The sequence below is a fragment of the Brevibacillus sp. SIMBA_040 genome (genome assembly GCF_046535075.1).
In the GTDB taxonomy this organism is placed as follows: Bacteria; Bacillota; Bacilli; order Brevibacillales; family Brevibacillaceae; genus Brevibacillus.
Genome location: NZ_JAWRXI010000010.1, coordinates 1 through 14,664 on the forward strand (window position 1 = coordinate 1; position 14,664 = coordinate 14,664).

Annotated in this window: 14 protein-coding genes, 2 tRNA genes and 1 pseudogene; 3 read left to right on the forward strand and 14 right to left on the reverse strand. The window is 45.6% G+C overall.

From position 1 onward, the window contains the following. Positions 1–156, forward strand: a pseudogene (locus tag SB752_RS33530) (IS256 family transposase); the annotation flags it as partial. Positions 157–646: 490 nt separating this feature from the next. Here the strand turns inward: SB752_RS33530 and SB752_RS17610 are convergent. The 12 genes from SB752_RS17610 to SB752_RS17665 all read right to left on the reverse strand — a co-directional run bounded on the left by SB752_RS17610 (position 647) and on the right by SB752_RS17665 (position 10,285). After that, positions 647–728 (reverse strand) — tRNA-Leu (locus tag SB752_RS17610). A 42-nt stretch (positions 729–770) separates the two neighbouring features. Then, positions 771–855: transfer RNA gene (locus SB752_RS17615), tRNA-Tyr, on the reverse strand. 93 nt (positions 856–948) lie between these two features. Continuing rightward, positions 949–1,260 carry a hypothetical protein gene (locus tag SB752_RS17620; RefSeq protein WP_410716917.1) on the reverse strand — a complete coding sequence of 104 codons (312 nt, stop codon included), beginning with the start codon at positions 1,258–1,260 and terminating at the stop codon, positions 949–951. Between the two features lie 82 nt (positions 1,261–1,342). After that, entirely contained in the window at positions 1,343–1,909 is a 567-nt protein-coding gene (locus tag SB752_RS17625) for a thioredoxin family protein (RefSeq protein WP_410716918.1), read from the reverse strand. A gap of 48 nt (positions 1,910–1,957) precedes the next feature. Further along, complete coding sequence (locus SB752_RS17630; RefSeq protein ID WP_410716919.1) at positions 1,958–2,131, reverse strand: YycC family protein; 174 nt, start codon at positions 2,129–2,131, stop codon at positions 1,958–1,960. 101 nt (positions 2,132–2,232) lie between these two features. After that, positions 2,233–3,255, reverse strand: a complete 1,023-nt coding sequence (locus SB752_RS17635) for a phosphotransferase enzyme family protein (RefSeq protein WP_410716920.1) — start codon at positions 3,253–3,255, stop codon at positions 2,233–2,235. Positions 3,256–3,424: 169 nt separating this feature from the next. Next, positions 3,425–3,622, reverse strand: a complete 198-nt coding sequence (locus SB752_RS17640) for a hypothetical protein (RefSeq protein WP_410716921.1) — start codon at positions 3,620–3,622, stop codon at positions 3,425–3,427. Between the two features lie 166 nt (positions 3,623–3,788). Beyond that, positions 3,789–4,328, reverse strand: a complete 540-nt coding sequence (locus tag SB752_RS17645) for a TlpA family protein disulfide reductase (RefSeq protein ID WP_410716922.1) — start codon at positions 4,326–4,328, stop codon at positions 3,789–3,791. 23 nt (positions 4,329–4,351) lie between these two features. Continuing rightward, positions 4,352–5,062 (reverse strand): cytochrome c biogenesis CcdA family protein, encoded by a 711-nt coding sequence (locus tag SB752_RS17650; protein WP_049739254.1) that lies wholly within the window; start codon positions 5,060–5,062, stop codon positions 4,352–4,354. A gap of 251 nt (positions 5,063–5,313) precedes the next feature. Beyond that, positions 5,314–6,543: an efflux RND transporter periplasmic adaptor subunit gene (locus tag SB752_RS17655; RefSeq protein ID WP_410716923.1), complete on the reverse strand. Its 1,230-nt coding sequence runs from the start codon at positions 6,541–6,543 to the stop codon at positions 5,314–5,316. 30 nt (positions 6,544–6,573) lie between these two features. Beyond that, positions 6,574–9,711 carry an efflux RND transporter permease subunit gene (locus SB752_RS17660; protein ID WP_410716924.1) on the reverse strand — a complete coding sequence of 1,046 codons (3,138 nt, stop codon included), beginning with the start codon at positions 9,709–9,711 and terminating at the stop codon, positions 6,574–6,576. Positions 9,712–9,898: 187 nt separating this feature from the next. After that, positions 9,899–10,285, reverse strand: coding sequence for a MarR family winged helix-turn-helix transcriptional regulator (locus SB752_RS17665; RefSeq protein WP_410716925.1), 387 nt, complete (start codon positions 10,283–10,285; stop codon positions 9,899–9,901). A gap of 214 nt (positions 10,286–10,499) precedes the next feature. On the opposite strand from SB752_RS17665, the gene SB752_RS17670 reads away from it, so the two are divergent. Then, positions 10,500–11,669: a sensor histidine kinase gene (locus tag SB752_RS17670; RefSeq protein WP_410717177.1), complete on the forward strand. Its 1,170-nt coding sequence runs from the start codon at positions 10,500–10,502 to the stop codon at positions 11,667–11,669. A gap of 23 nt (positions 11,670–11,692) precedes the next feature. After that, a complete protein-coding gene (locus SB752_RS17675) occupies positions 11,693–12,379 on the forward strand; it encodes a response regulator (RefSeq protein ID WP_410716926.1) in 687 nt (228 codons plus the stop codon). A 30-nt stretch (positions 12,380–12,409) separates the two neighbouring features. Here SB752_RS17675 and SB752_RS17680 read toward each other — a convergent pair whose 3' ends face one another. Both SB752_RS17680 and SB752_RS17685 read right to left on the reverse strand, forming a co-directional pair. Then, entirely contained in the window at positions 12,410–12,910 is a 501-nt protein-coding gene (locus tag SB752_RS17680; protein WP_410716927.1) for a hypothetical protein, read from the reverse strand. 194 nt (positions 12,911–13,104) lie between these two features. Further along, on the reverse strand, positions 13,105–14,304 hold the full coding sequence (locus SB752_RS17685; RefSeq protein ID WP_410716928.1) for a two-component system sensor histidine kinase NtrB: 1,200 nt from the start codon (positions 14,302–14,304) through the stop codon (positions 13,105–13,107). Between the last annotated feature and the right edge of the window lie 360 nt (positions 14,305–14,664).

Here is a 14,664-nt window from a genome sequence, read left to right on the forward strand (position 1 = left end):
GCCATGTTTCCCACAGACGATGCCCTTCTTAAGATGTTATATCTCGTAACCATGGATGTCTTACGAAAATGGACGGGCCGAGTCCACAATTGGGGACAGATTCTCATGCAGTTGTCTGTTTTCTTTGAGGAGCGCGTACGACCACACATCCGCTAAAAAAAGGAAGGCTTCATCCCCGAAGGGATTGTCTTTCTCTACACCAACGCGGCAAGGGTTCGCTTCGCCTTACGCCCTTGACCCTGTTGGCTCCAAAAAAGATGTCCTAATTAGGGGGATGAAACCTTTTCATATATCGGTTGATTGAGTTTACACAAAAATCTTGACAGACCCTATAGCTCCAATTCTTGTGTCATGCCGTTACCTCCTAATATGGTCTTTCCTCATTCCAACTGCCTTAATCTCTGATCATAATACATATTTTCGCACAATCGCGTCCTTGCTCGAACTTACTCCGATTCCGATTCGATTAATTCCCATTAAAATAGACCACGGTCCTAATGATCGTAGGTACCACGAATCCTGTTCAAACAGTAGATTACGATGCAATATAAAATGAAACACCTCGTTACTCGAATACAGCTAAAAAGTCTTGAAAATACAAAAAAGCTCAATAGAGAATATCTCTAATGAGCTTTGCTTATTAATATGGTGCCGGTGAAGGGACTTGAACCCCCACGGTTTCCCTCACGATTTTGAGTCGCGCGCGTCTGCCATTCCGCCACACCGGCATTTTGTAAAGCTAGTCTAGCACAATTTTCATAGAAAATCAATGGTGGGGAGAGACGGATTCGAACCGCCGAACCCGGAGGGAGCAGATTTACAGTCTGCCGTGTTTAGCCACTTCACTATCTCCCCAAGCTAATCATGCGAGGTCGCAACCTGTGAGAAGCGACGTCTTTTAATTTATCATGATTGGCTTATTGCGTCAATAGAATCTACGAAATCCGTCTATTCCTTCGCACGTTTATTCAAAATTTCCTGTGCCCATCCATGAAAGACACCAATTGCTTGCTCAACATCGGGAAAACACCGCTCTTCCTCACAGGAGAATTCTGGAAATTCCAGTATGCGGTTTTTTCTGATTCGCACTGCTTCCGACTCGCATTTTATCTCCAAAAAGTAAGGTACAGACTCATCGATGCCATAGCTGTTTTCCAAAAACTCATACGTACGTACCCACTCTAAAATGCGAACTTCCGATGCTTTTAATCGCAGTACTTGCTCCAAGGACATGATCGTTTCGTTTCCATAGTAATGCATGCTTCTCAACCTTTCCTTCACAACTTGTGGTCCGTACAACAAAACGGACGGAGACTCTGCTCCGCCCACTTTTTTAATAAATTTAGATCGAGGAAAGCAATTCGCGTAGCTCACTTACAATGACAGCTTGATAGCCTGTGCCTTCGCCGTATTGTTCCAGCATTTCAGCGCGTGCTACTTTGATTTTTTCTTCATAATCAGGTGCATTGCGATCAGGGTTTTGCTGTTTGAAAGCAATCATCACCTCTTGTACATGCTTTGGACGTGGTCCCCATTTGGCAAGTACGTGCCCACCTGTATCAGCAAAAATGACAACAGGGATCGCCCGACCGCCCATCGTCAAAAATTCATCCATCAGGTCCAAATGATCTTCCATGACAAAAATCTCGACAGGCATCTCAGTATCTTTTAATGCATGCAGCACAACTGGCAGATTACGTATAACATCACCGCACCAATCAGCAGCCAGAATCAAGCAGCGCAGGTCATCCCGATGAGCGAGAGAAGCGAAAAACTCCCGGTCCGCTTCGTTTGTCCACGTAAACGCATCCGACCATTTTTGGTATGCTTCCTGATTTTTCGTCATGCCGTCCACAAAAGCTTGTGGTTTTAATCCGGTTCGAAATTTGTGAGCCACATTCGTTGACATAAGCCAACCTCCTATTTATGTATGGTATCTACGGTTTCTCCCCACGTTTTATTCTTGATTGTCTGATGAATCCCCTTCGGCTGTTTCTTGCTCCTGTTTGGCAAGCTCCATCATTTTTTGCAGGAGAATATGCTGTGGCATATGCATGAGACGCTCCAAAGGAACGTTGAGAGCTTCTGCCAGCTTAACAGCCGTATCAGGTGAAATTTGTAATGGGCGCATGAGTTGGCTCCTTTCTCATTCAAATTTCCGTCTCTCCAGTATAATACATGGCCCATAAACCTGCCATAGAGCGGTCTTTTTATTTACTTGTGTATTGGACGTTAGTAGCTTAGGTCATCCACTTGGACAAAAAGCGCATCCAGCACCTTTTCTTCGAGTTCTCTCCAACGAACAAATCGCTGTGGGACTATGCAGGTCCATTCTTTAGCGATCTTCTCCCAATGCTCCATCCGGCGATTATGCTTCACCAGCCAGCTGTCCAAAAAATTCGTAGAGGCTACATGCCCGTAGCATAGCATGGCGAAAACCGCTTTCCATTCATTCAAAGGCAATCGGTTCTCATCTTGATATCCTGAACAAAACGCGATGATCGCAGTCTCATTGAGAGCCGATAAATGGATGCCAGTCACAATATCCTGTGCCCACAAGCCCGGTTTCCCTGCTCCATCTGTCCAATCTACAAGTGCAGCGATTTGACCGTTTGGCTGAAAAATAACTTGCTCTACCCAAAACGAATGAAAGCATGGGCCAGATAGAGTTGCAGCAGGCAAGTTCACGGTAAAGTCTGAAGGCAATGATTTCAATAAAAGGATTTGTTGTGCTAGCAGGGAGCGCACATAGGAAGGAAAGGCACCCCTTACACTTTCGTAGCGAAGGAGCAACTCCTCACAAGTATGTATAGCTGCCGCAGGAGTAACATATGGAAACGTTTTAGCAGACGGTTCAGCTCTTTCAAATTGACAGTGAAACCTTGCCAAAAGACCTCCCATGGCTCGCGCCTCATCTTCCTGTAGCTCCCCGGGATGGTAACAACATCCGTCCACCCATTCATTGACCTGATACGTTTCTCTATCTACGTTTGCTAGCCAATCTTTATCTAAAGTAAATATCAATGCCGGTGCAGGAAAACCTTTTTGACGTAGCTCTTGGCTTAATGCCAGCCCTTTCAGCATGTCCGGATAGCGTGTTTGCAACCGCCATTTTGCATAAAAACGTTTTACGTAGTACCGTTTCTCCCTCGTCCAAACGGAAAAGCTTTCTTCCCATAATCCGTAAGCAATCCGTTCCACTTGTTGGGCATGAAGACCGTATGCCTCGCGCAGGGCCGCTTTTAGCTTGTCCAAAATGCTTTGCCTCCTCTCTCCTTCCACTTCCCTATTCACTATTCCACCTGTCCCGCCTCAATCCTTTCTACGGTTCTCCCAAGAAGAACAAAAATGAATAATCTCTCTATCCCATGGCCAGAGAGATTATCCTCAATATCGGGCTGTCAGCTGCTTCCCGATAACAAAGCTATGTTTGTTTCTTCGTGAGGATACAAGGAACACCGAATCCGATTTTACCGGGCTGGGACATTTGGTCCAGATACGCCAACCCCCGCCCACATTGTTGCTTGCATACTTGACAAGTAGATGATGTTACGATTTTTAAATTTTGTTGATTCGGATGCTGTTTCGTACTTTTCTTCTTCGCCTTTTTCGACTTGGCCATCCGTTTCCCTCCCTTTGCCCTGGTTCACTCCAGTCTATGAAGGAGAATAACCCCACTCTTTAGGCAAACATACAAAACCCGGGATTTAGCGGAAAATGGGCCTTGGGCAAACGAGTAGACAAGAAAAAAAGCCACCCAGAAACGATTTCCGGTGACTTCTTCACATTTAAGAAGCAGGCTTTTCCGTCAGCAGCTTGCGAATTTCCAATTCTAGCGTGGATGCATCAATCATTCCGATAATTTTTTTGCGAACGACACCATTTGTGTCAATCAGATAAGTGGTAGGAAATGCCTGGATCAAGTATCGGTTTGACACGGTTCCTGCCACATCCATCGGGATAGGAAATGTGAGCTTATACGACTGTACAAAAGCCGTGGCAGCTTCAGGACTATCGTTACTCGTCACATTAACCCCATACAGATCGACCTGTCCACCGTACTTTTCATAGATCTTCTGCAAATCAGGTGCCTCCATACGGCACGGACCACACCACGAAGCCCAGAAGTTCAGGATCACAGGCTTATTGCGTTTTCCCTCCACTTTGTAGGTTTGGTTATCTAAACCAGTCAGCGTAAAATGAGGAGCCGAAAATCCTACCTCAGGCTTTTGTACATCTGCTACGACTGCTGCCGATTCCTGTGGATGGTCCCAGATAGCATATCCGACACCCACAGCCACCAGCGCTGCCAGCAACAGCTTTTTCATGTCGTCACCTCTGCTTTACTTGCTTAAAATCCTGTAAAGCCACCGAATAATTGAATTAACACGCGGGTGATATCAGTCAGTTTGTCTGTATACAAGAGTACTCCAAACAAAATCATGATCCCTCCGCCAACCTTCATGAACTGGTCAGAATACTTGACGATCGCACTGATCTTGCTGATGAAAAATGTCATCACGAAAAACGGGATGGCAAAACCTAGTGTGTACGCAAGTGTATAGGTTAATGCACGCGATGGATCCGTCACACCCATGACAATGATGCCGGAAAGAATGGGACCAACACAAGGCGTCCAGCCAGCTGCATAGGTCATTCCAACCAGTATGGACCCAGTATACCCTAATGGGCGAGATTTTAAATCGACTTTGAACGAACGCATCATCCAATCCATTTTAAATACTTGCAGCATAACCAGACCGATAATCACCAGCAAAATTCCCCCTAACTGGCGAATCAGGTCCTTTTGATTGACAAACAAGCTGCCAATCCACGAGGTGGATAATCCTAATGCAATGAAGATAATGGAAAATCCTACAATAAAAAACAACGTATGTAAGAGAGCTTGTTTCTGAAAGACAGCTCTTCCCTTCTTCACTTCATCCACGGTCACTCCCGTGATATATGACAAGAAAGAGGGATACAACGGCAAGCAGCATGGGGAGATAAACGAGAGAAAGCCTGCTGCAAAAGCCAGAAAAACGGAAAGGTTTCCAGTCATAATTACCTCCGACGTATTGTTTCATCCACTATATTCCTTATTGTATCGAAACTTGCCCTACTTCAAAAGTAGCACCGACACTTTGTCTTAAATCCGTGACAATTTAGTTTACGTAATATTTATTATGTAACCTTCGTAAAAGTACTTTCTGCATTTACGAGATATCTGAGGCTTGGCAAGCATAAGAGAGCATAAAAAAGAGGCGGAAAGAATCCCCGCCCCTTTTCCTATATTCGAACTGGCCAATTTGCTTACTTTTGGATACTGGTTTTGCTTCCATCCTGCAAGAGCGTTTGACCTTTTACTACGATCTGATCCCCTGCGGAGAGTCCATTCGTAATTTCAATCGAATCACTAGAAGATTTACCGGTTGTTACTTCTGTCAGCTTGGCAATCTCTCCCTCCAGCTTAAAGACGTAACGTTTTCCATCGCGATCAAAGACAGCTTTGCGTGAAATAACAATTGCATTGCTTGATTCTGATGTCGTCGATGGGAATGTTACATTGACTACCATATCTGACTTCAGCTCGTTAGACGGGTTCGGAATCGTAATTTCGATCGGATACGCTTTTAACTGGGAATCCATAACGGGACTGACAGCCGTTACTTTTGCTTCGATCGTTTTATCTGTAGATTGTACATTCACCTTAACGACTGTACCAACCTTCACCTTTGTGATATCAGCTTCCGACAAGTTGGCTTTTACTAAAAGTGGATTGGTATTCACAATCACAACAACAGGCTGTTGTCCGGACATTTGTCCCACTGCACCAGATACGCTGGAAACAAACCCACTGATCGGAGCTGTTACCGTTGCATTTGCCAACTGCTCGCGTGCGTTTGCCAAGCTTACAGCCGATTGGTTTACAGATGCCTCAGATACTTGCAGACCTGTTTTTTGCCCTGCAGCTTGCAAAGACTGCTGGGCATTTTCATAAGAGGTTTGAGCGGTTGTGAGCTGGGAGTTTGCTTGCTCCATTTGTTGAGCAGAAATAGCTCCCTGGTTAAACAGCTGTTGCATACGCTGCTGATTAACCTTGGCATCTGCCAACGCTGTCTCCGCCTGTTTCAAACCATTTTTCGCCTGAACCAGCCCTTGATCAGAGGTGCTGCCTGTTTGGTTAAGGCTTGCTTGAGCTACACGCAGTGCAGCTTCAGCCTGCCTTACTGTATTTTGCAGCTCGGTTTCATCCAGCTTAAACAGCAGCTGCCCTTTCTCCACATGTTGTCCAAGCTTTACAGGTAGTGACGTGATCTTTCCACCCATTTTTGGTGAAACCTGAACCTCTTCACTCGGAGCAAGCTTGGCGCTGATTCCAGCTTCTGAGCTCACTGTCCCTGTCTTTACTGTCTCTACCTGTACGGGTGTTACAGTCTCCACATTTTCCGTAGGCGGGGTTGCCGCTTGCGGGTTGGAGCACCCTGCCACCAATGTAATGGCGAGTAACGCCAAAATGACGGGTTTTTTACTTATGTTCATAAAACTGTCCCTCCTTATCCCACAAACGTCTTACGATTCCAAAGCGGGAGCGATTTTCTTTGCTTTTTTCTCTGCTTTTTTCTCTTTCCTTTTTTGCTTTCTCAAACGAGACTTCTTGCCCATGTCATCAAACCACGAAGCCACTACTGGCACCAGCACCAACGTAATCAAAGTAGCAAAGCTCAGACCGAAAATAACGGTAACAGCCATTGGCGCCTGTGTTTCTGTACCGGAACCGCCTGCAAATGCGAGTGGTCCAATCGCCAGAATCGTAGTGAGTGTCGTCATCAAAATCGGACGCAGACGAATCGGTCCAGCATGAAGAATCGCGTCGTGCAGCTCCCAACCTTTTGCACGTAATTGGTTTACATAGTCGATCAGTACGATCGCGTTATTCACAACCAGACCAATCAATAGAATATACCCGATAAACACCGATACGCTGATTGTCGTTCCAGTCACAAGCAGTCCCAGGAGTACGCCTGTGATGGTAGGTGGAACCGAGAACATAATGATAAATGGACTGTAGAGAGATTCAAACTGTGCAGCCATTACCATGTAAAGCAAAACGACCGAGAGGATAATAGCTAGACCAAGACTACCAAATGACTCGGCCATATCCTCACTTTGTCCTCCAAATTGAACCTTATATCCGTCTGGAAGGTTTAGTTTATCGATTTTGGCTTGAATATCCTTGGATACGGAATTAAGATCGCGTCCTGCCAGATCGCTCGTCACTTTCACTTCGCGCGTCAGGTTCGAACGATTGATCGTCAGCGGAACATCCACTCTGCTAATGGTCGCAACTGAGCTTAAAGCGATCTGCGCTCCACCAGGTGCGGAAATACGCAAGTTGTTCAAGTAATTGATATCTTCCTGATAATTTTCAGGCAGTTTGAGTTTAATGTCAATCTCATCATCACCTGTGCGGTACTTCGTTACCGTTTGACCTTGGAAAGAAGTACGTACACTGGAGAGAATTTGTCCTGTAGACAAGCCGTACAGACCTGCTTTCTCCGCATTTACCTTCACTTCGAATTCCTGTCTGGATTCCTCCATGCTGGTCGAAACATTGCTGGTTCCCGGTACGCTTTCTACTTCACCTTTAATAATGCTACTAATGTCTTTGAGTACATCCAGGTCATCTCCGCGAACAGTCATTTCAATTGGAGATCCTGTCGACATCCCTTGAGCGGCGCTAACTTTAATTTCTGGTCCTGCGATTGGCTCCAATTGCTTTTGCAAGTCCATTACGATCTCATCGGAAGAACGCGTCCGTTGTGTCACATCCACCAATATCAGCGTAATGTTTGCTTGATTGGAAGACAAGGTACTCGCGATTGGAGAACCATTGCTACCAATCGAGGTAGAAACAATATCTTTTTCAGGAACGGTGTTTACGATGTCCTCTACCTGCTTCGCGACCTTCTCGGTTTCAGCGAGGACAGTACCATTCGGCATTTTAATAGAGACGCTAACTTGTCCTTGGTCCATGCTCGGAATAAACTCCGCACCAATCATTGGGATAAGCATCAACGAACCAATCATCATGATGATCGCCGAACTCATAACGGTTTTACGATGACCCAACGCCCATTTCAGCAGTCTGTGATAACCCTTCTCCACTTTGCCGAATCCGATGTTGAACCAAGTAACCGGATTAATTCCTCTGTAATTTTCATGGTTGGAATGATTCGGTACCTTTTTCAAAATCCGTGAGCTGAGCATCGGTACCAGCAAGATCGAGAATACGAGCGCTGCGATATGGGAGTAAACTACCGTCAACGCCAAAGGTCCAAACAGCTCGGAAGCGATACCTTCTGTCAAAGCAATCGGCAAGAATACGCAAATTTGCGCAAGCGCTGACGCCATAACCGCCGTCCCAACTTCTTTTGAGCCGACCAATGCTGCTTCCATCATGCCTTTGCCTTGCTCGCGCTGGCGGAAAATGTTCTCCAGCATTACAACGGCGAAGTCAATCAGTGAACCTAACCCCAACGTCAAACCTGAAAGGGAAATCAGGTTGATCGTTTGTCCCGTCATGTACATCAAAAGGAATGTAGCAATAATCGAAACCGGCAAAACGATGATCGCAATCAGCATGGATTGCAAGCTGCCGAGGAAGAAGAACAGCAAGATTACACCAACTAAACCACCCAACAGGGCATGTTCAGCAGTTGTATAGATCGAATCTTTGATATAGGTCGAAGTATCGAGCGTAGTTGTAATCTGCATATTATCTGGCAGATCCTTCTTGATCTTCTCCAGCTCTTTTTTCACGCCGTCGGCAACTTCGATTGTATTTCCGCCAGAGGCTTTCGTAATGGAAATTCCCAAGCTAGGCTTGCCGTTAATATAGCTGAGCTGAGTAATCTCTTCGCGTGTATCCTGTACTTCTGCTACATCGCTGAGACGAATGGAATTGCCGCCTACGTTAATCGGGGTCAAGGCGATTTGGTCTACATTCGCAAATTCCCCTTGTACACGAATATTAAGCTTTTCATCCCCTTCCCTGACAGCCCCTGCTGACCCGGAAAGGTTACTCGTGGACAATGCCTGCTGCAGCTGATCAAGCGATAGCCCGTAAGCTGCCAGCTTGGCTGGATCCACCACGATATTTACTACCCGATCCTGACCGCCACTGATCGAAGCCGCTGCAACGCCATCAATGCGCTCCAGACGGGATTGAATCAGATCCTCAGTCAACTCTTTTAATCGGTTGATATCCTGATCCCCTGTTACAGCAAACTGAATGATTGGTTGGCTGTTCGGGTCAATACGCAGAACGCGCGGCGCCCTAGCTGAATCAGGCAAAGCCCCTCGAACCTGGTCTACTTTTTCGCGAATATCAAGTGTAGCTTGGTCCAAATCCGTTCCCCAGTTAAACATGAGGATAACTTGAGAAGCACCTTCAATGGACACCGAGGAGATGCTGTCCAGATCAGATACTGTACCTAAGGCATTCTCAATCGGTTTCGTAACCAGTTTTTCTACTTCACTCGGAGATCCGCCGTCAACGGATGTAACCACAACGGCTACCGGGAAATTCAGTTCCGGCATCAAATCGATCGCCAAGCGAGGGAGAGAAACAAAGCCAAAAATAATCATTGCCAGAGTAAGCATGATCATTGTAACTGGCCGTTTAATCGATAGTTCTGAAAAGTTCAATCCACTCACCTCTTTTTTTTGAACGTATAAGAATTTATAAGCACGAAGCTTATAAATTCTGGAGCGCATGACAACTCTCCGCTAAACGCGGTCGCTCCTCCTTGAGGAAGCCTCGATAGAGGTTTTCTTAAAACTTGGCTTTATCTGTTAATCAAATGCAAGACAAAGCCATTGCTGTTTGAATGAATCAGCTTGTTAATTCTCTCTTTGGCGCAAACGACTCATGTAAAGCGTGAAGAGATGAGATTGTCTTAGGATCATCTAACTCCATCCCCTCCTGGTCAAATATCCGCTCGGTCAACGAAACCCACACAATCCTGCGATCCGTTTGATCCCGAAACCTGCGTACCAGTCCTTCCTGCTCCAGCCTGTTGATCAACCCAGAAGTTGTACTGTATGAAAGATCGACAGCCTTGCTTATGTCACCCATCGTTTTTGGACCGTCTTCAATATGCTCCAAGATCAGAACCTGCTGCCAGGTAACATCTCTTGTGTCCAAAATCTTCTTTGAAAGCAGTGAAAACAAGGCACTCGCTTCCCTCTGAAGCTTTGCCAGCTGAATCAGTTCTCTCATGAAAGCCTCCCCTTGCATTCACTCATGACCACAGACTCATCCTTACAGTTCGCCCATTTACCTACTTTATTTTACCTATAGAAGCAGGAGGAAAAGTCTATCATCTGGATGATTTCAACAAGGGCATCATCTATCTAGAGATAGACGACACCCCATGCTAAAATGAAACTAAGCGAACGACTGCTGGAGAAAGAAGGCTATATCTTTGCTGAAAATGAGCGTAAAAGCCATTCAAAAACGTTTACTGATCATCTGGTTTTCTGTGCTGATTGTGTTAGCATTACTACCAGATGCGTTTATGCGCGAAACTCCTTTGCAATTTTCTACTACAATTTTACTATGCTTTTTATATATTGTCGTCTTTTGGATGTCGAAAAGGAAATGGAAGCCTTACCAATTTGAGCTAGTAACAGTCCTTCTCGGCTCTTTATCTATTGCAAAAGGTCTTTGGTCGGGTGGAGATGGCTACGGTATGATACTTCCGCTCGCTGTTTTTATCGGATTTCATATTGATGGTCGACGTTCCTTAGCGTATGCTACCTTTTTTTGTGCTACGACTACCCTACTTTTGTATTTCGACGAACTGTTAAAAATCACGCACGTTATCCCCTTCATCCTTACCTTTGTCGGTTGCTACATCGGTGCCAGGGGATATCGCATACAGAATGAGGCTTACAAAACGAATCAAACGCATCTTGAAGAGCTGCAAAAAACGCATATAGAGCTGCAAGAAGCACATGGTCAGCTGCAGGAGGCTACCCTGCATACTCTTCAAGTGGCGGTTTTGGAAGAGCGTACGAGAATCGCGCGGGATATCCATGATGCCTTGGGGCATAGTCTCACCTCGCTCATTGTTCAGCTCCACGCCTTGAAATACATGCTTCAGGATGGTCCTGTGGATGCACAAGAGGCAGTGCGCAATATGCTGGGTGTTGCCAAGCAAAGTCTGGAGGAGATTCGCTCTTCCGTGCATACGCTTGCCATGGATAAAACCTCGATCGGCTTGACTCCACTTCGTGCCCTTTTGTCCCAAGCCGAGAAGCATACTGGTATCAGAATGGAGCTCATTTCGTCAGACCAAGAAATTCATTTATCCCAAGAGCTGACGATTACCTTTTACCGGATTTTACAGGAAGCGGTTACAAATTCCCTACGTCATTCTACTGCCAAAGAGATTCAGGTGGTCATCGAGAAGCGGAATCAATCCTTGTTTCTATCTATCCGCGATGACGGAAATATTACTACGGATACCACCATCAAGCCGGGCTTTGGATTAAACGGTATCTCGGAGCGTATTCGTCAATTGAACGGAAGCCTCGCCTACTTTGTCCGTGAGCCGCACGGATTTCAACTAGATGTCATTATTCCATTAGAACAATCTTAACGTGAAGAAAGGAGCATGCGATCATGACAGAAACAACAAAACCCAAGAGCATTCGTGTGGTCCTCGTCGATGACCAGACCATGATTCGCCAAGGGCTCGGTTATGTAATACAAATGCAGTCGGATATGGAGGTAATCGGGGAAGCATCCGACGGAGATGAGGCAATCAAGCTGGTCGGGGTCCTCTCTCCGGACGTTGTGTTAATGGACGTGCAAATGCCAAATAAATCGGGAATTGATGCTACCCGTGAAATCATGCGGCTTCACCCGAGTATAAAGGTCCTGATCCTTACGACGTTTGACAACCACAATTACGTGGTAGACGGAATCCGTGCCGGTGCAGTTGGTTATATGCTAAAGGATGCAGATTCCCAAGAAATGCTCGATCTGATTCGTCGTGCCTATCAGGGCGAGGCGCTTTTTCACACTGTAACAGCCGCCAAAGCCTTAGCAGAAGCACTGCAAGCTCAGCGAACGTTCGTACCCGATACAAGCAGTACTCACCCTGTATTATTGGACGACTTGACAGAGCGTGAACTCGATGTCTTGCAACAAATCGCTTACGGATATCGAAACGACCAGATTGCACAAAACCTGTTCATTTCTGAAGGGACCGTAAAAACTCATGTCCATCGCATTTTACAAAAAATGGGAGTAGAAGATCGCACGCAGGCCGTAGCCAAAGCTTTGAGGCACCAATTGGTAAAATAGTCTGATTATTACACACCTGATCAATATGTACTATGTCAGTATCATACAAGAATTGTCTGCGTGAAAAGTAAACAAACTCACTCCTTCAAAGAAGGATATCTCTCGGAGGGCTTGTCTGACGTCGACCACAGCTTGTTCGATTTGAAGTACACGACAAATGAAAACGAGTCCTCCCCGGCTGTCATCTCCCCCATCACAATGCCCATTGCCAGTCGTCCCCAAACATGTGTCCAGTATTTGCTCGATCCGATATCGGGTTTCTACGTCCTCTGCATCCAAATGGAAAAATTGGACGTGTAAAGGCTGTAGGTCTTCCTTTGTAACCTCGACGTACCCCTCTTCCTTCATCTCATTGATCCATTCTTGCAAGGCTTGATGATAGTTCCCTGCTGCCTGATCTGTCAGAACAGAATATTGGCCGCCTTTTACCCCGACTGTTCCAACATGAACCGCGTACTGCGCTTCCTTTTCTTCATACCAGGCTTCCCAAAACCCCCACTCCTTTTCTCCTTTTTTTAGCAAGCGGATCAATGATGTCAACTCCCGTTCAGCCTTTTTGTAAATTATTCCACTGCGCGACACTCTTTGACAAGAAGTTACAAAAAGATTGATCCGAAAGACTTGCAACTTTTTTTCGTTCAGGACCATTTTCCTAGCAAACATACAAAAAAAGACGGCATCAAGTTCCGTCTTTAGACTTATCCACTCTATGCTTCTGATCCCCATCAAGGCCTGGCGAGCGGTAACCGAATTTCAAAACGTGCTCCCTGCAATTTTGGAGAGTTGTCTGCAAAAATTTCTCCGCCATGATCAACGATGATCCTTTGTGTCGTTGACAATCCGAGCCCTGTTCCTTCTTGCTTGGTCGTATAAAAAGGGACAAACAGGTTTTGCTTACTAATTTCGGAGAGTCCGGGACCGTTATCCTCAACAGTAATCACGACTTCATTAATGGAGGAAAACACAGAGACAACTACCAGATTTCCTTGGGTAAGCAATGCTTCAAACGAGTTTTTCAAGATATTTAAAATGGCTTGCTTTATTCGAGAGCGATGTCCGAATACGAACCACTCTCCTTGGGCGATCTTCAGCTCCAAGTTGATTCCGCGTCGATTTGCCTCGGGCTCCAATAAACGCAGAACCCCGTACAACTCGTCCATCACTAAAAAACGCTCGGAGACAATGTTGTCGTCTCTGTATCTGGCTAAAACGAGAACATCGTTTAGAAGACCATCTATTCTTTCAATTTCAGTTAAAATGACAGAAAAATAAGAATCATTTCGACTTGTCGTGCCTTGCTCTCTGATTAACTGAATAAATCCTTTAATAGAAGTCAACGGATTCCGAATCTCATGAGCCATACCGGCTGCCAATTGTCCAACCGCAGCCAGCGCTTCTCGTTTACTGAGCTCCTCTTCGTAACGCTTGCTCTCTGTCACATTGCGCAGGACAGCGATCGCACCCCATAGCTCGCCCTTATAGACAATGGGACTTGTACTTACCGTTGTCCACTTTCCGTTGTACTCAGCTACATAATGTCCAGACTGCCCCTTTTCCACCACCCACTGAATAAATCGCTCACTGTCATGCGGGCGGAAAGCCGTATCAATATTTTTACCGATCACCTGCTCGCGTTCTACACCGAGCAGCTTGGCAAGAGCGGCATTTGCTTCAATAACAGTCATGTCCCGATTGATCATCAGTACCGCGATGTCGCTTGATTGCAGCACGACGTGACCGAGCTCTTGCTCTGCTACTACATGACTATACTCGTCATCCCACAATACCCTCGAGGTGTTCTCATAAGCTTTCTTTTGTGCCAGCTGATGAAAGTCTTCTTCGACACGCTTCATCAAATGATCAGCAGCTCTATAAACAATCAACTGAGTTAACAAAAACTCTTTTTGCTCCAGATCTGACTGCACTAATTTGGAATTATCCCTGTTTAAGTTTTTAACAATAATATCCCTTAAGGTCCGAATACTTTTCAATACACATGTCAGCCTGACATCACCAGAGAAGCAGCTATGAGAAAAATTCCTATATTCTTGATCCAAAGAGGAGATATCCTCTGTTTCCACAATGTCAGCCAATCTGTGAATGAGTTGAACGAGTAGCGCCTCGGTATTTTCACGTTTTTCAAGAATGGATTCTGAGATATCCGAATCATCAGAAAGACAAGAAAACGTTTCTATTGCTAGCGGAGACGCCAAATGAGTAAGATACATTCGTATTCGATTTTTCAAATCACTCTGGCTCCTTTTTCATCTTGCTTCAATAAGGCT